Genomic DNA, 21,515 nt, shown 5'->3' with positions numbered 1-21,515 from the left:
TTTTTATACGTTTCTTTGTAAAAAAATTTACACCGAAACTGTTTTATTGGCTAATACTTGAACAATTGCTTCGATCGCTTGATCCAGCTCTGCTTTCTTCACATTCAGCGGAGGTAATAAACGAATGACATTTGGACCAGCTGGAAGCACCAGCAACCCTTGTTCTCTAAGAGCTGAGATATAGTCACCGACTGGCTGATCACATTCAATACCTGCCATCAATCCTTTTCCCCGCACTTCTTTTACAATATTCAGCTGTTTGACATTTTGCAGCTTTTCTAACAAGTAATCGCCCTTTTCTTTGACTTCTGAAAGAAACTCTTCTTGGAAAATTACATCGAGTGTTGCATTCACAGCGGCCATGGCAAGCATATTTCCACCAAATGTTGTACCATGTGAACCTGGGGAAAATGCATCTCCTAGAGCTTTTTTCCCTATAACTGCACCAACTGGAAAGCCGTTTCCTAACCCTTTTGCTGCAGAGATAATATCAGGATCAAGACACGTCTCTTCGTACGCAAATGCTGTTCCTGTACGACCGATGCCCGTTTGAATTTCGTCTACAATCAGCAGTGCTTCATGCTTTTCACAAAATGCTTGAACTGCTTCTAGAAATTCTGGTGTCGCTGGATTCACTCCACCTTCACCTTGCACAACCTCCAGCATCACCGCTGCCACATCATCGACTGCACAGGCTGACATAGCGTCTGGATCATTAAACGGTACATAGTGAAAGCCTTCTAGCATAGGACCAAAGCCAGTTTTGATTTTATCTTGACCTGTGGCAGCCATACCAGCATACGTGCGCCCATGGAAAGAGTGCAAAAATGTGATGATATTTGTTTTCCCTGTCGCTTTACGTGCTAATTTAATGGCACCTTCATTTGCCTCTGCGCCGCTATTGCAGAAAAACACGAGATCGCCTGAACTGTTTGCTGCCAGCTTTTCTGCTGCTTTTTCTTGCAGACCATTTTCAAACAGATTCGACACATGCCAGACGTGATCAAGCTGTTCCTTAATGGCTTGATTGACCTTTGGATGATTGTGGCCTAAATTTGTTACTGCAATGCCTTGGATAAAGTCTAAATATTTTTTCCCATTTGTATCGACTGCCCAAGAACCTGCTGCCTCTTTAATTTCAACATTCCACCGTCCATAATTTTGAAAAAGATGACTCACAGGACCGCCTCCTTTTGTTTTACGATTCTTGTGCCTTTAAAGGTTTCTCCTGTAAAGATACTGCCTTTGCCATTTACGATCATCACTTCATCTACATCACCTGATAAAGCACTCAAAGCGGATTGTACTTTTGGAATCATTCCCCCGGAAATAATGCCTTCATCAATGAGTGAAAGGGCTTCTTGTTCGGTGACGACATCTAATAGTTCACCATTTTTTAAAATGCCTTCAACATCTGTGACAAACATGAGCTTATCAGCTTTCATGGCTCCGGCGACAGCTGATGCTGCTAAATCAGCATTCACATTTAAGGTTTGGCATTCTTCCGTCATAGACAGCGGCGCAATTACAGGAATGAATTGTTTCTCCATGAGTGCTTCCGCCATTTCTGGATGAACTTCTTTGATTTCGCCAACGTACCCATAAACGTCTTGATCAAGGAAATCGGCGACAAGCATCTGCCCATCTTTACCGGATACGCCGACAGATGGTATATCATGCTTTGCGAGCTCTGACACAAAGTATTTATTGACTGTTCCCGAGAGAACCATTTCGGCTACCTCTAACACAGGCTTCGTTGTTTTACGCTGACCGTCAACAAATTCTGTTTTCACTTCTAATTTTTGCAGCATGTCGGTGATTTCAGGTCCTCCGCCATGCACGATAGCCAGCTTAAACCCAGCAGCTTGAAGTGAGCGGACATTTTCATAGAAGGTATCTGAAAGTTCTCGAATGACACTGCCTCCACACTTGAACACGATCGTTTTATCCATGTCTATCTCCTTCTTTATGTGCGATAGCTCGCGTTAATTTTCACATAATCATAGGTGAGATCACAGCCCCAAGCTGCTGCTTCACCATTTCCCTCACTCATTTGAATGAAAATCGTAATCTCATCCTGCTCTAGATATGCTTTTGCTTCCTCTTCTGAGAATGGTTGCGGTTCATTGTGTTTGAATAAACATTGTCCGCCTAAATAAACTTCTACCTCTTCCGGAGTGACGGAAGCTGCGCTATGACCAATGGCTCCAACGATTCGGCCCCAGTTAGCATCCGTACCATATACGGCGGTTTTGACAAGACTTGAACCAACGATTTTTTTCGCAATGATGCCGGCTTCCAAATTATTTTTAGCACCAGCGACTTTCGCTTCGATTAATTTCGTTGCACCTTCTCCATCTCTCGCAATCTCTTTGGCTAAATCCTCACAAGCTAGTTTTAATCCTTCTTTAAACAATGGCCATTCTGGATGCTCTTCATTGAGTACATCGTTTTCTGCCATGCCATTTGCCATCACGAGCACCATATCGTTTGTCGACGTTTCTCCATCGACGGTAATTTGATTAAAGGTCACATCTGTAATGTCACGAAGCGCTTGCTGTAACGCTTCCTGTTCGACATTTGCATCTGTTGTGACAAAGCCAAGCATTGTCGCCATGTTCGGGTGAATCATGCCAGAGCCTTTTGCTGCGCCTGAAATGATGATCTCTTTTCCGTCTATCGTAAGGGTGTATGTTGTATTTTTAATGACAGTATCTGTCGTTAAGATCGCTTCTTCAAAATGGCCTTTTTCGGCTTTTGCTTCTTTTAACTCGGCGATGCCCTTTTTGATTTTATCCATCTCCAGACATTCCCCAATGACACCAGTAGAAGAAACAGCAATGTAATCAGGTGCTACACCTAACATATCTGCACAGGCTGCCTGCATGTCGTATGCGTCTTTTAATCCCTGCTCACCAGTACATGCATTGGCGATGGCACTATTGACAATGACACCTTTTAATTGTCCTGTCTTTTTTAAGCTTTGTTGTGTGACTTTGAGAGGCGCAGCTTGAAAGTGACTTTGTGTGTAGACCGCTGCACTTGCTGCTGGTACTTCGCTGACGATGAGGCCAAGGTCTTTTTTTGAATAGCGCAAGCCAATGTGAATCCCCTTCGCTTCAAAGCCTTTTGGTGATGATACGTCACCGTCTATTTTGACAATGCTTTTTTCATTCAATTCGATCATGTTTGTTGTCTCCCCTGTTCTCTTATGGATAAAGAGGTGTCATTGTGAGGCCCGCCTCTTCATGTAAGCCTTTGATGATGTTGAAGTTTTGAACCGCTTGGCCGGCCGCGCCTTTCATGAGATTGTCTATGACCGACACGATTGTAAGTCTCCCTGTTCGCTCATCTAAATGAAAGCCAATATCACAGAAGTTACTGCCGTATACTTCTTTCGTTTGTGGATAAACGCCGTGATCTCTCACTCTGACAAAATAGGAATCTTCATAAAAGCCTTTCATTCGCTTCATCAATTCTTCTTTTGTGACATCGGTTTTTAATTGTGTATACATCGTCGCCATAATCCCTCTTGTCATCGGGACAAGATGCGTAGAAAATGTGACGTTCGCCGTCTGCGGATTCCATTCTCTTAATATTTGCTCTATTTCTGGCGTATGCTGATGCTCATTCACCTTATAAATTTTAAAGTTATCGTTTAGTTCTGAAAAATGCGTTCCAAGTGAGGCAGATCGTCCGGCACCGGACACCCCTGTTTTTGCATCTATTATAATCATAGATTCATCGATGACATTCTGTTTGATGAGCGGTGCTAAACCGAGAAGAACTGCGGTAGGAAAGCAGCCCGGATTGGCAATCACTTCAGCTTGTTGAATTTTGTCACGATTCAGTTCGGATAAACCGTACACCGCTTGTTGAACAGATGCTTCATCCGCTGCCCTTCGTTTATACCAAGCTTCATAGGTGTCTCCATCTTGAATGCGCAAATCACCTGATAAATCAATGATCGGCACTCCTTGATTCATAAGCTTTGGCGTCAGTTCACTTGATACGCCTGCTGGAGTCGCTAAAAACACAGCATCTGTCTCTTGCACAATAGCAGCCGGGTCAATGGTTTTTAATGTTTGGTCAGTAATCGCTGTTAGATGTGGATAAGATTGACTGTATGATTGCCCATCACCACTTGATGAATACAATATACATTCCTCCACATGCGGGTGATGCTTGAAGATACGAACCAATTCCGCACCACCGTACCCTGTAGCACCTATAATACCTATTTTCAACGTCAATACACCCTCTTGATCTTTGTGAAATTATTTAACATTATAACATGTATAAAAATTAATTCAATTGTATATTTAATATTTGTTTTCATTTTTTTTCAACAAAAAAACCGCATATCTTCATGAGACATGCGGATTTATCTTTCGTTTTTGATATAGATGACCATGAGCGCACTGCATAAATATAATATAGAGCTTGCATAAAAAATGAAGTAAACGGTAAAGAAATCAGCAAACAGGCCCCCAAGCATAATGGCGATGGATGAAAAAAGAGCTGTCCAAAAATGATAGTGACCGACTTCTTTCATTCTTTTGTTCTCTGTTGTGAGGTCCGTGACGAGCAGTTTCTCTCCGTGCTTTTGAAAGCCGCCAAGCGCACCAAGTGCCAGCTGAATCATATACACTTGCTCCACTTCTGTTATATGCGGAAAAAGCAGCAAAAGAAACGCCATACCGAACGAATGAATGATTAAAAAGAGCCGCTTGTCGGTGGTTTCGGGCAGTTTCCCTAAGAGTAAATGAATAAATGCTCCGCTTAAACCAAACAGGCCGTAGGCAAGACCAAACTGTGAATAGCTTGACCCAACATTTTTAATAAAAAGAATGTAAAAAGGGAAAATCAAACTGCTGGCGAAAAACAGCAGACTTTGTGAGTAGACGAACCATTTCATTGCTTTTGCATTCATTGTGTATTGTACCTCTCATAAAAGTAGTTGGTGAACGTGCCATCTGGATCTGCTTGTTTTTTCTTTTGGAAGAATACATCGGTTTTAGGATACGCCCGCTTCATTTGCGCTTTCGTTTGATAAGGCATATACGGTAAGTAATAGCTTCCATCGTGCTGCAGCGTGATATCTGTCATTTTTCGAATGATTCGCTCGGCTTCCGCCTTCTCTTCTTTTTCGAACCCGTAATTCACTAAAAGCACAAGTGCAAACATATCTTGTTTCGCATAGGAGAGATCCGCTTTTTCATTTTTTTGTACATAACGTATTGTGATATTCATTAGATTCAAATCTTCTTGTTGTAAAAAGGATCTCATGTCATCGATGTACGCACGAAAACGGTCAACTGGGACGAAATATTCCTGCAGCACATCTGTGTCGGATTCATTTTCATATTCTAAAAAGGCAGAGTCAGAACGCATCACATTGTTTCTTGTGATCAGCTGATCATTTTGACTTAAGAAATACTTTTTTTGCAAATTCCAGAGCAGATCTTTTCCCATATCAAATCTTCTTGAAAGGCCGAGCATAAATTTCAAAGGCATGACGAGTTGGTCTTCTTTCAGTTCTTGATATGATTCAATCCCTTGTTGTGAAGTAAGTGAATAATTCGTCACATACATCTCTTTCAAAAAGTTTGTTTTCGCTGTTGAGATTCTGGCAAGATGCATGCGTACTTCTTTATTGTGTTTGACATGCTTTTGAAAATAATCCGTATACTCATCGTAACCCAGAGAGGTTGTCTCCATTTTATATAGTTCATCTTTTGTTAAAGAAAGCTCCACATCTAAAATGACGCCGAACAAACCGTATCCCCCAATGACGGCAGTAAATAAATCATCGCCTGGCTTTACTGTGACAATCTCACCGTCTGCTTTTAACAGCCTGAATGAGCGAACTGTGTCAATGAGTGACCCGTAACGAATGTCACGTCCATGTGCATTTGCACTTAAAGATCCGCCAATTGTAAAGATATTCTGCGATTGCATTACCTTCACAGCAAGACCATATGGATTCACATATTTTTGTATATCATCCCATGTAGCGCCGCTTTGAACCCGAATCGTTTTCTTTTTTGGATCAAACGCTAAAATTTGGCGGAATTCCGTCATATCAAGCACGATGCCGTTTTCATAATATGTGTGGCCGCCCATGCTATGCTGTTTTCCGGCAATAGAAATCGGCAGGTGTTTTGCTTTTGCTTCTTTCAATACGTCTTTTAACGTGTCTATTTCTTTTCCTTGAACAACTTTTTTGATTTTGACAGGCATGAGATGACTAACATCAGTAAAAGCCTCAAGATCCTGTTTTTTGTGTGTTTGGCTTTCGCGTATGGTGATTGATGCAAAAAATGCAGCAGCATATACGATCAAAAGAACGACCCATAGCCATTTTCGTTTCATGATAGGTACTCCGTTCTATAAAATTACATCCATTATATCAAGCCATTCTCTTCCTCCACCTTAATTTTTCATAAAAAAAACCTGGCATGAGTTTATCTCATACCAGGCATTTTTCATTTTGTGCTTATTGAATACCGAGCGCGATTTTTGCGTATCTTGACATTTTGTCTCGTGTCCAAGGCGGATTCCATACGATGTGAACTTCTGTTTCTTTTACTTCTGGAAGATCACTTAATGCTTTTTTGACTTCATCCACAATAATTGGTGCAAGAGGACAACCCATTGATGTTAAGGTCATGGTGATATCCGCTTTTCCATTCTCATCAAGATCGACATCATAGACAAGTCCAAGGTTGACGATGTCGACATTCAGCTCAGGGTCAATCACCTGTTCTAGGGCGCCTAAAATATTTTCTTTCAATGCTTCATCCATGATATCCACTCCTTTTTCCATTAGTATAACGTACTTTTTGTTATGACTAAACGTTTGTGCTTTTCAGATGAGTCACAAACCAGTCAATCGTTTCAAACATCGCTTGTCTTGAGACCTTATGGCCAGCTTGTCCATCAGTGATAAAGCGAATCAGGTGCGGATCCTGCTTATATTGTGTGGACGCTAACTCATCGTATAGGGATTTTGCGTGCCTGTACGGGACCACAGGATCATTTTCTGCATGCCAGAATAACAGCGGTCTTTTGTTTAATCGATCCGTTTGCAGCGTTAAATCATATGGGCGCAGGGCGTCTAATTGCAGATGAACCTCTTCGTCTGTAATGTCTTTCATCAACCCTTTGTGACGCATGTCCATGATCTGTGCTTTTAGAAACGTCGTATAGTTCGGACTCCCCATCAGGCTGACAGCGGCTTTGATCCAGTCATGTTTGGCAAGTGCACCAAAGGTAGTGATGCCGCCCATGGAAGTACCTGCAACGCCTATCAAATCGGCTTCAATCAATTGTTTTTCTTGAAAGTATGTTTTGAGTATATCGATTTCACGAATTTCGTTCAGGACAATTTCCCAGAACTTTGATGCCAGTTCCTCTAAGCTGAGGTTTTCTGATCTTACACCATGATAAGCACAGTCAGGCAAAATGACTCTCATGCCTTTTTCCGCCAGATGGAAGGCGAAGTGTAAATTATGCTCTCGTGCACTTGTAAATCCGTGAATAAAAAATACAAGCGGCAGCGGTTTGTCTTTATTTTCAGCTTTTACGATATGTAAAAATGGAATATCGCGCGTAATTTGCTCATCAATGGTGATCACAGCCTATGAATCCTCCTTTATCATTCCCGTCTTTGTTTATTTTAACATGTAGACAACAAAGATGTGATAAAGATACACTATAGAAAGAGGCGCTAACATGAATTGCCTCCTATCACTTACAGATCAAAGGAGATTTTATGGAGACTAAACCTTATCTAATCGCACTTGACCTGGATGGCACATTATTAAAAGATGATAAAACCATTTCTGCGCACACACTTGACGTCATTCAAAAAGTGAGAGACAGCGGGCATCACGTCTGTATATCAACAGGCCGGCCATTTCGATCCAGCTCTCCTTATTATCAGCAATTACAGCTTGATTCACCAATTGTGAATTTTAACGGAGCGTTTGTCCATCATCCTCTTGATGAGAAATGGGGCAGATTTCATACGTCACTTGATCTTCAAGTGGTCAAACAGCTTGTAGACATTAGTGAAGAGTATAAAGTGCACAATGTGTTAGCTGAAGTGTTAGACGATTTGTATTTCCATTATCATGATGAAAAACTCATTGATATCTTTAATATGAATGCAAACAAAGTCACTGTTGGGGACCTAAGGGACAACCTTGGAGAGAATGTGACGAGCGTGTTAATTCATGCAAAAGAAGAGGACGTCGGAGCTATTCGAAGCTATTTATCAGATGTTCATGCAGAAGTGATTGATCACAGACGCTGGGCTGCCCCGTGGCACGTGATTGAAATCATTAAAACAGGCATGAACAAAGCTGTTGGATTGCAAAAGATCAGTGATTATTACGGTGTTCCTAAGGAGCGGATTGTGGCATTCGGAGATGAAGACAACGATTTAGAAATGCTTGAATTTGCTGGATGCGGTGTGGCAATGGGCAACGGAATTGATGCCGTGAAACGTGTTTCAAATGAAGTCACTGATACGAATGAACAAGACGGGATTGCAAAGTTTCTAACGAATTACTTCTCGCTTTAATTTTTCCATTCATACATAGCAGATGGAAACGGGCATACTACCGTTAGACAGGTTGTCCTGTCAGCTTGTGTAAAGGGGCGGATTCCGAATGGGTAAAAGAAGCAAATCGAAACGCTTTATACAACAAGGTAAAGATTCAGTCAGTCTTCATGATGCACGTTTTCCTTACCGTTCGACACTTGAAGAAGCGTCAGACAGAGGAAATATGAAGACTGATGCTTCTGGAGGTTCATTGTGAGAAACGAACTTTTTGATCAAGCCAAATCATTTACTGAAGAAGCTCTTACTTCTTCATTTTCATCTGGGTTAGAGCGTCAACAGGCAGTCAAACGAGCGAAAAATGCCGTATCCTCTGCATTTGCCAATTCGACAGATGCAGAAAGAAACCAGCTGCATACCTTCCAAGACTTGCTTGATGATCTCTGACATAAAAAAGCTGTCCACATTTGATGGACAGCTTTTTCTAATTCCCTTGCTTATTTGACTTGGAATGTTTTCTTCTCCGTGATTTGTTTCAGCCCTTCTGCTTTTCCTTTAAACGTTACAACCGCTTCGTATGTTCCGGGCTTTACACCGTTTGACCACGTGTCTTGAAAATCATAGGCCTCGCCTTTTTTCAGCACAAAAGTTTGGATGGCCTGTGTGAACATACGGTCTTTCGAATAGCGATATTGTTCGTTCCCGTTTTCGTCATACACACTGAGCTCGAATTTTTGGCTTGTGTTAAAGGTAAATTCAATATCTCGATCTGATTCATTTTTCAGTGACATGTTAAATTGAACTGAAGAACCTTTCTGGACGGGGTCTACTGTGAGTACAACCGTTTTTTCTCTCATTTGACCGGAAACCTCCTTGTCTGGTTCATCCTTTTTTTGTTGTCCACAAGCGGCTAAAAACAATAGAATGAGAAGAAGTACCAACCCTTTTTTCATCTGCTACCCACCTTTTTAATCTCGTCTGAAAAATCCAAGAATATTGGTTGTCTGCACAATATTTGTAAAGGCTTTTGGATCGACTTCTTTAATAATTTGTTCAAGTTCATACAGCTCATACCTTGTAATGACGATCACCATCATTTCCTTTTGCTCGTTGGTGAATGCGCCTTTTGCAGGTACAGTCGTAATACCTCTGACCATTTTTCCGTAAATGGCTTCTTTGATTTCATCTGCTTTTTTCGTCACAATCATCGCGGTCAGCTTCTCATGTCTTGTATGGATGGCATCAATGACCCTTGTGGTCACATATAATGTGACAAGCGTATATAATGCTTTCTCCCAACCTTGTAATAATCCTGCTGTAAAAATGATGATTCCATTTAAAATGAAGAAATACGTGCCAACTGGTTTGTCTTTCCATTTTGCTAATACCATAGCAACGATGTCGAGTCCGCCTGTCGATGCCCCGTATTTGAGCGTGATCCCAATCCCTACGGCGGATATGACACCGCCAAACACAGCATTTAATAAAATATCATGGGAAACACTCGTTTCTGGTAAAACGCCAAGGAAAATGGTTGTTAGTGCAACACTGATGATGCTGTACAAAGTAAAGGAACGGCCAACTTTCATCCAGCCTAAAATGCCGACTGGAATGTTTAAAATAAATAATAGAATCCCTGTTGATACATAAAATGGCGCATATTGATCGATTAAGCTGGATAGCAGCTGGGCTACCCCTGTAAAACCGCTCGCATATACGTCAGCTGGGATTAAGAATAAATTCAGTCCAATCGCATTGAGTAATGCACCAATTACGACGACAATGAGTTTTTTTGCTTCTCCAATGAACATGTTGTCATTCCTCCACTTACCATTCTCTCTATGGTTTTCCCTAAAATTTAGAATTTGAACACGAAAAGATGATTTCTATGATATAGTTAGGCTAAAAAGATGTAAAATATGGCTTATTTTTTAGAAAGAAGGGATTTATATGACTGTTCATATCATAGCAGACAGTGCTGCTGATCTGCCTCTTTCTTATTATGATGAACATAACATAACACTCATTCCGCTCCGCGTGTTGCTTGGCGAGCAGGAATTTGAGGATTTGATCACCATTGAACCAAAACAAGTATTTGATGCGATGAGACAAGGAGCCAGTCCAAAAACGTCACAGGCTTCACCAAACCGGATCAAGGAAGCCTTTGTCTCTGCCGCTCAAACCCATACATCTGCCATCTATGTCGCTTTTTCATCAGAGCTTTCAGGTACATATCAGACAGCTGTGATGATGGCAAACGAAGTGAAGGAAGAATACCCTGATTTTGATTTACGAATCATTGATTCTAAATGCGCTTCACTTGGCTATGGGCTTGCTGTCAAACACGCTCAGTCACTTGCCATTGACGGAAATACAATACAAGAAATTGAAACGTCTGTAAAGCATTTTTGTGAATCTTTACAACATATTTTTACTGTAGACGATTTAACGTATTTAGCAAGAGGCGGAAGAATCAGTAAAGCATCCGCATTTGTGGGCGGTTTGTTAAGCATTAAACCCATTTTACATGTCGAAGATGGAAAACTCATCCCGCTAGAAAAAATCCGCGGACGTAAAAAGCTGCTGAAACGCATTATTGAACTAATGAAAGAACGCGGAACGGATTGGCGTAATCAAACGGTTGGCATTAGTCATGGTGATGATCCTGCACTTGCAGAAGACATGAAACAACTGATTGAAGACGAATTTCATCCTAAAGAAATTGATGTTCATATCATCGGCGCCGCTGTGGGGTCCCATTCAGGACCTAGCACGCTTGCGATCTTTTTTACAGGCAAATGATCATAAAAAGCACCCTTCCCTGACACAACACGGGAAGGGTGTTTTTCTTATGAAAGTTTAAATCGCTGGACGGTTTCATTTAACCTTGCCGTCATACTCATCAATTCTTCGACTTGTTTGTTCATTTGATGGAACGATTGCAGCTGTTCATTTGCTGAGGCAGAAATTTCTTCGCTGCCAGCTGCTGTTTCTTCTACTACTGCACTAATATTTTCAATCGAGTGCAGTACTTGTCCGCCAAGTTCTGTTGATTGGATAATTTGGTCATTTAAGACCGCCATTTCTTGTTTAATATGCTGCGCTTTTGTTTCTATATCTTCAAAGGAGTGTGAGGTTTTGTCCATCGCATCCTGCTGCTGAAGTGAAAGCTTGACCCCTTCTTGAACCGTTTGACTAATGGATTGAATCCCTCTTTCAATATGACTGACCATGTCAAAAATTTGTCTTGTTGCATTTGACGATTCATCGGCAAGCTTGCGAATTTCATCTGCTACAACGGCAAAGCCTTTTCCAGCTTCGCCTGCCCTTGCCGCTTCAATGGCTGCGTTTAAGGAAAGTAAGTTTGTTTGATCCGCAATGTCAGAAACCGTTTTGGCCATGGCCGAGATTCCGCTGGCGTATTGCGTGAATTCTCCTGCTGATTCTTCGATTTGTCTCGTGGCATGTGTATTTTTTTCAATCGCTGATTTTGTTTCTGTTAACGTGTGCTTTCCGCTTTCTACGGCTTCGATGGCATCCTCTGTACTGCGGATGACCGTTTGTGAGCGTTCGGAATTTTTACGTCCATGCTGGTCCATTTTCTCAATCAAGCTGACGCCATGCTGGAGATCTTCTGAAATCGCTTGTGCCCCATTGGCCATTTCGTCTGTTGAGACAGATACTTGATTGGCAGATTCCATCATCTTTTTATTTTCATCATTCAGGTGGATCGAGAATGTCTCTACTCGGCTTGAGACATGGCTGATTTCTTTAATCAAACTAATCAACTGATCTGTCATTTGATTAAAGGATTCATTCAAGCCGCCGATTTCATCCTTACGCTGAATATCTGTCCGCTCCACAGCAAGATTCCCTTCTGCGATCTGCTTTGCTCTGTAGGAAAGTGATTTGATAGGTGTCACGATGGATCGCGTTAACCCCATATTCAAAAAGACGGCAATGACAATCAGTGTGAGGGCTGAGACGAGTGCACTTGTAATAATCCATTGTACATTGTCTGCTGCATCCTCTAGATTTTGTTTATACGCTTCTTCTGCTCTTTTATTCATCGTATGCACATCGTTTAAAACGCCATCAATTCTTGCTGCCACACGTCTTGCATCCGAGGCGTTTTTTTCGCCAATGGCATTGTTGGCTTCTTTGGTCCATGTGTCATATTTTGAATTTAACCTTGTTAATGCCTCTTTGTTCAAATTTCCTGCATGCTTGTTTAACGTTTGCAGCTGTTTTTTTGCTGTAGAAATATCGTTTTGAACGATCTCTAGCTGTTCATCTGAAAGTGTCATCGAATAATTGGTCATTGCTTGCTCGACACTTTCAAAGCTTGCCTTCGTTTTTTGTACGTTTAATAAGGTTTGGACATCTGCTTCATTTGATGATTGGATCTTTGTCATGCTGACAATGATAAACGCGATGACGCCAACTGCTAAAAGAAGTGAGATAAGTGAGTTGAGTAAAATTTTGACGCGTAAGCTCATGATGCGCCCCCCTCTTCTTTTAGAAGCGTCTGCTTCAGACCATTTAATTTTTTGGTCAGTGTCTCAGCATTTTTTAAGATCCGGATTTTTGCCATATCGATTCCATCATTGCTTAAGTCATAGACAACATGTCCGCTTTTAATTTGATTGTTCTTGACGACCTGTTCGCTGAATTGATAGACCACTTCATCGACTTTTTTTACCATAGATGAAATCACAGCTTTTTCTGCAGTATAGTACTGATCGCTGTCCACACCAATGGCATATTTGCCTTGCGATTGCGCTTCTTTTAATACACCAACACCTGAATAACCGGCTGCAGCATATAAAACGTCTGCTTTCTTTTTGATCATATCTTTGGCTATTTTACCGCCCTTGCCTGCATCACTAAATGTACCGGCATAGGTAGATAAGATTTTGATTTTTGGATTGACTGATTTAGCGCCTTTTTGGAACCCTTTTTCAAAACGATGAATGACGTCTGCATCAACACCGCCAACAAATCCAATGACATCGCTTTTCGTTGTCATCGCAGCAAGTGCACCTGCTAAATAGCTGCCTTCCTCTTCTTTAAACGTCACAGAGGTCACATTTTTCAGCTCAGATACGGCATCGATCAGAAGAAACTGCTTCTTCGGATATTTCTTTGCGACTTTTTCTAGGTCTTCTTGCATACTAAAACCTACACCGATAATGAGATCATTACCATCTTTTACGAGTTCTGCCAGCCCTTTTTCATATGTATCAGTTTCTGCAATTTCTCTATAATCAAATTCAATGCCAAGCTCATCACGTGCTTTTTCTAATCCTTTAAATGATGAATCGTTAAATGATTGATCACCAAGACCATCATCTGTGAGCATAACGCCAATATGCTTCGCAGTTGATTTTGGCGACCCCTCCTGTTGATTACCGCATGCGGCAAGCACCATAAGCATGGCTGCCATCAGAAGCAATGAAATCTTCACTTTCATCCAAAAACACACTCCTTTTATCATCCTTACTCCTTTTTTATCGGATTTGAGGGGCGTTGTTTCAATGCTATAGTGAAGGTTTTCATGACTTTTTTCATAGAAAAAATCCATTATTTAAGACAAAAATAAAAAAGTGAGCAAATGCTCACTTTTAGATCATTGACAAAGGGCTAAAATGAACTTTATTTTAGAACTTTGTCTTCTTTTCAGCGTGACCTGAAAACCTTTGCAGCCCTAGGAAGGACGAGTACCGGAGCGGAGCGAATTTGACATTCGTGAGTACTGGCACGCAGGACTGACACCGAATGCGAGGGTTTGTCTGCACGCTGAAGTGAGCAAATGCTCACTTTTTCTCGTATGTCCAGCCTTCTTTTTGGTAAACGAGATCATTTTTCATCAGATGACCTAGTGCTCGTTTAAAGGCGGCTTTGCTCATTTGAAATCTTTCGCGGATATCCTCTGGATCACTTTTGTCTCCGTAAGGCATGGCGCCGTTTCTTGTTCTCATATAGGTTAAAATTTCTTCTGCATCGACAGATAATGCATCCTGTTTTCTAGGAAGCAGAGAAACGTTCACGGTTCCATCCTCTTTCACTGCAATAACGCGTCCCGTAACGGTCGATCCTAGTCTTGGCTCTTCTTTTCGTTCCGTGCGGTGAATAAACCCTCGCACACCTGTATCTGTCAGCATAAAAGAACCTGTCGCAATTAAACGATAGATTGTTCCAGTGATTTCTTTGTTCATTAAGGTTTCTGGTGCCTCAGTAAACAATTCACTGATCACGTCTTCTGTGGCTGGTTTTGCGAACATTCTGCCGTAACTTGTGACTTTCAGCATACAGTAGAGTTTGTCTCCTTTTTTCGGCCATGCTTCCTCAAATGGCGGGAGGTGTTCTGTTGCCACAAGTGCATCCTTTGATAGTCCAACATCGACAAATGCACCCATGTCTTCTACCACGTCTACAACTTGTACCCAGCCATATGTATGTGCGTTAATTGTAGGGATTTTCATTGTGGCAGCGAGTCTTTCTTCATGATCTACATATAAATAGACCTCTACTTCATCTCGGTCATCAAGATCCTCTGTCATTTCACTGCGGTGCAGGAGAACCGAATCTTCACCATCTGTCAAAAAGTAGCCGTATTCCATTTCGTTCTCTATTTGCAAGGTCAGTTGCTCACCTGGTCTCATGTTCTCTTCCTTCCTATCTGCCCATAAAAGAGCGTTCGTTCATCTTTTGATTCACTTTATTCTACTATACTTCTCCCCGCATGAACATCTCTAGTTCTGTTAGCTAAAGTGGACAAACTGGTCACGATTTATACCGCAGCCGGCTGAACTCTTTGCCTCATCTCTTCGATAAAGTTTCTTCTTCGCCTATTGGCATGATAAAATAGACGCAATATCAATACTTGGAGGTCATGTGTGATGGCAAAAGAAAGCTCATTTGACATTGTATCGAAAGTCGAACTGCCTGAGGTGCAAAACGCTGTTCAAGCAGCGCTGAAAGAAATTAAAAACCGTTATGATTTTAAAGGAAGTAAAAGTGATATTTCTCTCGAAAAAGAAGAACTTGTTCTCATTTCTGATGATGACTTCAAGCTTGAGCAGCTAAAAGATGTACTTGTGACAAAGCTGATCAAACGAAATGTGCCAACTAAAAACATCGATTACGGAAAAACCGAGCATGCTCTTGGCGGTACAGTACGCCAGCGTGCGAAGCTGATCAGCGGGATTGATCAAGACAACGCTAAAAAGATCAACGCACTCATCAAGCAGTCTGGTATCAAAGTGAAATCACAATTTCAGGATGACCAAGTGCGTGTGACAGGGAAAAATAAAGATGATTTACAAGAGGTTATTTCTCTTATGCGTAAGGCTGATTTGCCGATTGATGTCCAATTTATAAATTTTCGATAAATTTCAAATTTTCCATTGATTATTTCTGCATTTTTCGTTACAGTTGATGGAAGTTCAATTCATTGACATGTTCATATTGCTTTCTTATCAAGAGAGGCAGAGGGACTGGCCCTGTGAAGCCTCAGCAACCGGTGTAGTAGAAATCTATTTTCTATGACCAAGGTGCTAAATCCAGCAAGCAACTGCTTGGAAGATAAGGAGAAGAATTACGATACAGCCAAAAAGTCTTCTTCTTATCAGAAGGCTTTTTTTGTTACATAGAAATAAGGAGGAATACAATGGGCCTATTACAAGACTTACAAAATCGCGTACTGATAGCTGACGGAGCGATGGGAACACTTTTATACTCTTACGGCATTGACCGCTGTTTTGAAGAATTAAATTTATCGAAAGAGGATGAAGTGAAACGCGTGCACGAAGCTTATGTGCAGGCAGGCGCTGACATCATCCAAACGAACACATACGGTGCGAATTATATTAAACTATCCCGCTACGGCTTAGAGGAAGAAACGAAACGAATCAATACAAAAGCGGTACAAATTGCAAAAGCAGCCGCTGGCTCTGCCTATGTACTCGGAACAATTGGCGGCATTCGAACGTTTAACAAAAATGCCTACTCTATAGAAGAAATCAAACGAAGCTTTAGAGAGCAGCTGTATATCCTATTAAATGAAGAGCCTGACGGATTATTGCTTGAAACGTATTATGACATAGAAGAAGCGAAGGCTGTTCTCCAAATTGCTCGCAAAGAAACGACTCTCCCGATTGTCATGAATGTCTCTATGCATGAACAAGGCGTTTTGCAGGATGGTACCCCGCTGAAGGATGGTTTATCTGAGTTATCATCTCTTGGTGCAGATGTCGTCGGCATCAACTGCAGGCTGGGCCCTTATCACATGATTCAGGCACTCGAAGGCGTTCCACTTTTAGAAAATTCGCATTTATCTGTCTATCCTAACAGCAGTCTCCCCTCTCTTGAAGAAGGCAGACTCGTCTATGATACTGATAACGATTATTTCCGAAAAAGTGCACTTGAATTTAGAAATCAGGGCGCACGCATTATCGGAGGCTGCTGTGGAACAACACCTCAACATATTAGCGCAATGGCTGAAGCGGTCAAAGATTTAGCACCGATTACTGAAAAAGAAGTGAAGGTGTTAAAAGAAGAAATCATTTCCATCCAAGATCAGCGCACTGAACCAGGTCTTGATGAGCTGGCTGTGAAAAAACGATCGATTATCGTAGAGCTCGATCCACCGAAGAAGCTGAACTTCGAAAAATTTCTCGTTGCTGCAAATGAATTAAAGAATGCTGGCATTGATGCGTTAACGTTAGCCGATAATTCTCTTGCAACTCCGCGTATTAGCAATGTCGCTTGCGGCGCATTATTAAAGCAGCAGCTTGATATGCGTTCTCTTGTTCATATCACATGCCGCGACCGTAATTTGATTGGGCTACAATCCCATTTAATGGGGCTCGACACTCTTGGATTAACCGATATTTTAGCGATCACAGGCGATCCATCTAAAATTGGAGACTTCCCAGGTGCAACATCTGTGTATGATTTAACCTCCTTTGATTTGATTCGTCTCATCAAGCAATTTAATGAAGGCCTTTCTTTCTCAGGAAAGCCTCTTGGCAAAAAGACCAATTTTTCAGTGGCTGGCGCGTTTAACCCAAATGTGCGTCATATAGATAAAGCGGTCAAACGTCTTGAGAAAAAAATCGAATACGGCGCTGATTATTTTATTTCACAGCCTGTTTATTCTGAAGAACAGCTTGTGAAAATTCATGAGGAAAGCCGCCACTTGGATAAACCTATTTACATCGGCATTATGCCGTTAACAAGCAGCCGAAATGCAGAGTTTATTCATCACGAAATTCCCGGCATCAAATTATCTGATTCTATTCGTGACATTATGGCTAAGGCTGGCGAGGATAAAGAAAAGCAGCGAGCAGAAGGTTTAGCGATTGCTCGCTCTTTATTAGATACAGCCTGCGAATTGTTTAATGGCATTTATTTAATTACTCCTTTCCTTCGATCAGATTTAACAGCAGAACTGACCACCTACATCCATCAGAAAGAAAAGGAGTCTAACATCCATGTCAACTATCACTGAACAGCTCAAAAAACGCATCCTCGTCCTTGATGGTGCAATGGGCACAATGATTCAAAACGCCAACCTGACAGCAGAGGACTTTGGCGGAGAAGAGTATGAGGGCTGTAACGAGTATTTGAATGTGACAGCCCCTCACATCATCCGTGCGATCCATAGGGAATACCTCGAAGCAAGTGCCGATCTCATTGAAACAAATACGTTCGGCGCGACAAAGCTCGTCCTTGATGAATATGGGCTTGGCCACCTTGCCTATGAACTCAATGTTCGAGCTGCACAGCTGGCAAAGGCTGAAGCAGACCGTTTCTCCACACCGGATAAGCCACGTTTTGTTGTAGGCGCAATGGGCCCAACAACGAAAACATTGTCTGTAACAGGCGGCACAACCTTCAGTGAGCTCGTCAGAAACTATGAAGAACAGGCTCGCGCTCTAATTGACGGAAAGTGTGATGCCCTTCTTTTAGAAACAAGCCAAGACATGCTGAATGTAAAAGCTGGTTTCAAAGGAATTCAGGAAGCCTTTCAGAAGGCAGGCATTCAATTACCACTCATGGTATCAGGAACGATTGAACCGATGGGCACCACCCTTGCTGGTCAGGATATCGAAGCCTTTTATATCTCTCTTGAGCATATGAAACCCATCAGTGTGGGCCTGAACTGTGCGACTGGTCCAGAATTTATGACAGACCACATCCGCACGCTCTCCTCCATCGCAAAGTCAGCGGTGAGCTGCTATCCGAATGCTGGTCTCCCAGATGAAGAAGGCCAATATCATGAATCCCCTGCTTCTCTTGCTAAAAAAATCGCCGCCTTTGCTAAGGAAGGCTGGTTAAATATTGTCGGCGGCTGTTGCGGAACGACACCTGCACATATTCAAGCATTGTCAGATGAAGTACGCACGATTCAGCCGCGTCATATCACTCGCGAATCACCGCAGCATACCGTATCAGGAATTGAGCCCCTTATTTATGAGGATTCAATGCGTCCTCTTTTTGTAGGCGAACGGACCAATGTCATTGGTTCTCGCAAATTCAAACGGCTCATTGCGGAACAAAAGTTTGAAGAAGCAGCAGAAATTGCTCGTGCTCAGGTGAAAAATGGCGCTCACGTCGTTGATGTGTGTCTCGCCGATCCAGACCGTGATGAGGCAGCAGACATGGAAGGCTTTTTACAAGAAGCGATGAAAAAGGTGAAAGCTCCTTTTGTCATTGATTCAACGGATAAACACGTGATTGAAAAGGCACTCACCTATTCTCAAGGGAAAGCCATCATCAATTCTATTAATCTTGAGGATGGCGTGGAACGTTTTGAAGAGATTCTACCTCTTGTGAAGCTATATGGCGGTGCACTTGTTGTTGGCACAATTGATGAAATAGGAATGGCTGTGACAGCAGAACGAAAGCTTGAAATTGCTATACGTTCGCATGATTTGTTAACGAAGAAATATGGAATTCCTGCAAGTGACATTATTTTTGATCCGCTTGTCTTTCCTGTAGGCACTGGAGACGAGCAATATATTGGCGCCGCTGAAGAAACGATCAAAGGCATTAAAATGATCAAGGAAACCCTGCCCGAGTGCCTCACCATTTTAGGCATCAGCAATGTATCTTTCGGACTTCCGCCTGTTGGCAGAGAAATCTTAAATGCCGTCTATTTGTATCACTGCGTGCAAGCAGGACTTGACTATGCCATCGTGAATACGGAAAAGCTTGAGCGCTTCGCATCCATTCCAAAGGAAGAAATCAAACTAGCTGAAACCTTGCTTTATGAAACAAATGACCAAACACTGGCTGAATTCACCCAATTTTACCGCGGCAAAAAGAAAACGGAGAAAAAACCAAAGGTCTCCTTATCACTTGATGAAAGGCTGGCGCTCTACGTTGTCGAAGGAACGAAAGAAGGTCTCATCGATGATTTATCCCTTGCTTTGGAGCAATATGAATCGCCGCTTCATATTATCAATGGTCCGTTAATGCAGGGAATGGCTGAGGTTGGTCGTCTTTTTAATCAAAACGAACTGATTGTCGCCGAGGTGCTTCAATCAGCAGAGGTCATGAAAGCATCTGTTTCGTTCCTTGAGCAATATATGGAAAAGCAGCATGCCAGCGGGAAAGGAAAGATTCTTCTTGCGACCGTAAAAGGAGATGTCCATGATATCGGGAAAAACCTTGTCGACATCATTTTGAGCAATAACGGCTTTCAAGTAGTCGACCTCGGCATCAAGGTGACACCTCAAACATTGATTGAAGCTGTGCAAAAGGAAAAACCAGATATGATCGGATTATCAGGCTTACTTGTAAAGTCCGCACAGCAAATGGTATTAACCGCTCAGGATTTACAAAAGGCCAATATTTCTGTTCCTATTTTGGTCGGCGGTGCTGCCCTTTCTCGCAAATTTACGAAAATGAAAATTTCGCCTCATTATGATGGACCTGTTCTTTATGCAAAAGATGCCATGGACGGTCTGTCATTAGCCAATGAGTTAAAAGCGAATCCACTGCAATTTCAAACAAAGCCCGAAGAGGAGCCAGTGGCACCTTTCAAGGAGAAAGAAGGAAAGCAGCCGAAAGCTGTCATTGAATTACTAGAAAAACGCGTAGCCCTTCCTCAGGCACCGGTATTTACGCCAGAAGATACTGCACGCCATTATGTGAGGGACATCGATTTGCATCATATTATGCCTTATGTGAATGAACAAATGCTCATTGGTCATCATCTCGGCTTAAAGGGAAAGGTCAAAACCTTATTAGCTGAACAGCACCCAAAAGCATTGGAATTAAAACAGCTTGTCACAGATCTTCTAAACGAAGGCAGAGAGAAAAACTGGTTTGCGCCAGCATTTGTGTATCAATTCTTCCCTGCCGGTTCAGACGGAAATGATTTGCATATTTATGATCCCGAAAAGCCTGACCGCATCATTGAAACGTTCCAATTTCCAAGGCAGGAGAAGCTCCCGTACCGCTCCATTTCTGATTATGTACGGAAAAGTGATGAAAACGAGAAAGATTATATTGCCTTATTCGCCGTCACAGCTGGCGCGCGTATACGTGAAGTCGCGCAGCAATTTAAGCAGGAAGGAGATTATTTAAAAATGCATGCTGTCCAAGCTCTGGCACTTGAGCTTGCAGAAGGATTAGCTGAAAGAACCCATCAAGTGATTCGTGACAAATGGGGCTTCCCTGACCCAGTCGATTTTACAATGGAAAAACGATTTCAAGCGAAATATCAAGGGCAGCGCTATTCCTTTGGTTATCCAGCGTGTCCAAATCTCGAGGACCAAGAAAAGTTGTTCAAGCTGCTTCAGCCTGAAAAAATCGGCATCCACCTGACAGAAGGATTCATGATGGAACCTGAAGCATCTGTTTCAGCGATTGTCGTCTCCCACCCTGAAGCTCGATATTTTAATGTTCATTAACTCTAGAACCTCCGTGATTG

20 protein-coding genes and 1 riboswitch are annotated in these 21,515 nt (G+C 42.0%); of the genes, 7 read left to right on the top strand and 13 right to left on the bottom strand.

Annotated elements, in window-relative coordinates; translation table 11 throughout:
• Positions 1-27: 27 nt before the first annotated feature.
• The 8 genes from NST59_RS05565 to NST59_RS05530 form a co-directional block, all read right to left on the bottom strand.
• Positions 28-1,179, bottom strand: a complete 1,152-nt coding sequence (locus tag NST59_RS05565; protein ID WP_126682021.1) for an acetylornithine transaminase — start codon at positions 1,177-1,179, stop codon at positions 28-30.
• The gene (argB, locus tag NST59_RS05560; protein WP_039177767.1) at positions 1,176-1,952 is read right to left on the bottom strand and encodes an acetylglutamate kinase; all 777 of its coding nucleotides are present in this window, start codon (positions 1,950-1,952) and stop codon (positions 1,176-1,178) included. Before argB ends, NST59_RS05565 begins: the two co-directional genes overlap by 4 nt.
• 14 nt (positions 1,953-1,966) lie before the next feature.
• Complete coding sequence (gene argJ, locus NST59_RS05555) at positions 1,967-3,187, bottom strand: bifunctional ornithine acetyltransferase/N-acetylglutamate synthase (protein WP_039177764.1); 1,221 nt, start codon at positions 3,185-3,187, stop codon at positions 1,967-1,969.
• A 22-nt stretch (positions 3,188-3,209) separates the two neighbouring features.
• Complete coding sequence (gene argC / locus NST59_RS05550; protein ID WP_058838837.1) at positions 3,210-4,247, bottom strand: N-acetyl-gamma-glutamyl-phosphate reductase; 1,038 nt, start codon at positions 4,245-4,247, stop codon at positions 3,210-3,212.
• A gap of 137 nt (positions 4,248-4,384) precedes the next feature.
• Entirely contained in the window at positions 4,385-4,933 is a 549-nt protein-coding gene (locus NST59_RS05545; protein ID WP_126682023.1) for an MFS transporter, read from the bottom strand.
• On the bottom strand, positions 4,930-6,375 hold the full coding sequence (locus NST59_RS05540) for an FAD-binding oxidoreductase (RefSeq protein ID WP_341040420.1): 1,446 nt from the start codon (positions 6,373-6,375) through the stop codon (positions 4,930-4,932). Before NST59_RS05540 ends, NST59_RS05545 begins: the two co-directional genes overlap by 4 nt.
• A gap of 124 nt (positions 6,376-6,499) precedes the next feature.
• A complete protein-coding gene (locus tag NST59_RS05535) occupies positions 6,500-6,808 on the bottom strand; it encodes a metal-sulfur cluster assembly factor (RefSeq protein ID WP_024425066.1) in 309 nt (102 codons plus the stop codon).
• 46 nt (positions 6,809-6,854) lie between these two features.
• On the bottom strand, positions 6,855-7,640 hold the full coding sequence (locus tag NST59_RS05530) for an alpha/beta fold hydrolase (protein WP_047201775.1): 786 nt from the start codon (positions 7,638-7,640) through the stop codon (positions 6,855-6,857).
• Positions 7,641-7,777: 137 nt separating this feature from the next.
• Between NST59_RS05530 and NST59_RS05525 the strand changes: the two genes are divergently transcribed.
• The 3 genes from NST59_RS05525 to NST59_RS05515 all read left to right on the top strand — a co-directional run bounded on the left by NST59_RS05525 (position 7,778) and on the right by NST59_RS05515 (position 9,016).
• Positions 7,778-8,590, top strand: coding sequence for a Cof-type HAD-IIB family hydrolase (locus tag NST59_RS05525; protein WP_024425068.1), 813 nt, complete (start codon positions 7,778-7,780; stop codon positions 8,588-8,590).
• A gap of 88 nt (positions 8,591-8,678) precedes the next feature.
• Positions 8,679-8,828 carry a hypothetical protein gene (locus NST59_RS05520; RefSeq protein ID WP_024425069.1) on the top strand — a complete coding sequence of 50 codons (150 nt, stop codon included), beginning with the start codon at positions 8,679-8,681 and terminating at the stop codon, positions 8,826-8,828.
• Positions 8,825-9,016 carry a DUF3813 domain-containing protein gene (locus tag NST59_RS05515; RefSeq protein WP_024425070.1) on the top strand — a complete coding sequence of 64 codons (192 nt, stop codon included), beginning with the start codon at positions 8,825-8,827 and terminating at the stop codon, positions 9,014-9,016. Before NST59_RS05520 ends, NST59_RS05515 begins: the two co-directional genes overlap by 4 nt.
• 50 nt (positions 9,017-9,066) lie before the next feature.
• On the opposite strand, the gene NST59_RS05510 is transcribed toward NST59_RS05515, so the two are convergent.
• A complete protein-coding gene (locus tag NST59_RS05510) occupies positions 9,067-9,522 on the bottom strand; it encodes a BsuPI-related putative proteinase inhibitor (protein ID WP_341040417.1) in 456 nt (151 codons plus the stop codon).
• 15 nt (positions 9,523-9,537) lie between these two features.
• Complete coding sequence (locus tag NST59_RS05505; protein ID WP_039177740.1) at positions 9,538-10,380, bottom strand: YitT family protein; 843 nt, start codon at positions 10,378-10,380, stop codon at positions 9,538-9,540.
• A 139-nt stretch (positions 10,381-10,519) separates the two neighbouring features.
• Between NST59_RS05505 and NST59_RS05500 the strand changes: the two genes are divergently transcribed.
• The gene (locus NST59_RS05500) at positions 10,520-11,371 is read left to right on the top strand and encodes a DegV family protein (RefSeq protein WP_144516468.1); all 852 of its coding nucleotides are present in this window, start codon (positions 10,520-10,522) and stop codon (positions 11,369-11,371) included.
• A 47-nt stretch (positions 11,372-11,418) separates the two neighbouring features.
• Here NST59_RS05500 and NST59_RS05495 read toward each other — a convergent pair whose 3' ends face one another.
• From NST59_RS05495 to NST59_RS05485, 3 genes are all read right to left on the bottom strand, one after another.
• Positions 11,419-13,068 (bottom strand): methyl-accepting chemotaxis protein, encoded by a 1,650-nt coding sequence (locus tag NST59_RS05495; RefSeq protein WP_144516470.1) that lies wholly within the window; start codon positions 13,066-13,068, stop codon positions 11,419-11,421.
• Positions 13,065-14,042, bottom strand: coding sequence for a BMP family lipoprotein (locus tag NST59_RS05490; protein ID WP_126682028.1), 978 nt, complete (start codon positions 14,040-14,042; stop codon positions 13,065-13,067). The genes NST59_RS05495 and NST59_RS05490 overlap by 4 nt, the downstream gene beginning before the upstream one ends.
• Before the next feature lie 343 nt (positions 14,043-14,385).
• Positions 14,386-15,234, bottom strand: a complete 849-nt coding sequence (locus NST59_RS05485; protein ID WP_039177728.1) for a CvfB family protein — start codon at positions 15,232-15,234, stop codon at positions 14,386-14,388.
• Between the two features lie 237 nt (positions 15,235-15,471).
• Here NST59_RS05485 and NST59_RS05480 point away from each other — a divergent pair, with 237 nt between their 5' ends.
• The 3 genes from NST59_RS05480 (at position 15,472) to metH (ending at position 21,495) form a co-directional block, all read left to right on the top strand.
• A complete protein-coding gene (locus NST59_RS05480; protein ID WP_012009527.1) occupies positions 15,472-15,963 on the top strand; it encodes a YajQ family cyclic di-GMP-binding protein in 492 nt (163 codons plus the stop codon).
• 81 nt (positions 15,964-16,044) lie between these two features.
• Positions 16,045-16,163, top strand: a riboswitch (SAM riboswitch).
• A 78-nt stretch (positions 16,164-16,241) separates the two neighbouring features.
• Positions 16,242-18,083 carry a bifunctional homocysteine S-methyltransferase/methylenetetrahydrofolate reductase gene (locus tag NST59_RS05475; RefSeq protein ID WP_058838834.1) on the top strand — a complete coding sequence of 614 codons (1,842 nt, stop codon included), beginning with the start codon at positions 16,242-16,244 and terminating at the stop codon, positions 18,081-18,083.
• A complete protein-coding gene (metH, locus tag NST59_RS05470; RefSeq protein ID WP_126682030.1) occupies positions 18,067-21,495 on the top strand; it encodes a methionine synthase in 3,429 nt (1,142 codons plus the stop codon). Before NST59_RS05475 ends, metH begins: the two co-directional genes overlap by 17 nt.
• Positions 21,496-21,515 lie beyond the last annotated feature (20 nt).

Origin of the sequence: Bacillus sp. FSL R5-0439, assembly GCF_038008805.1 — a bacterium.
Taxonomy (GTDB): Bacteria; Bacillota; Bacilli; order Bacillales; family Bacillaceae; genus Bacillus; species Bacillus safensis.
The sequence above is the reverse complement of the archived record's forward strand: the minus strand, read 5'-3'. Positions and strand labels throughout refer to the sequence as shown.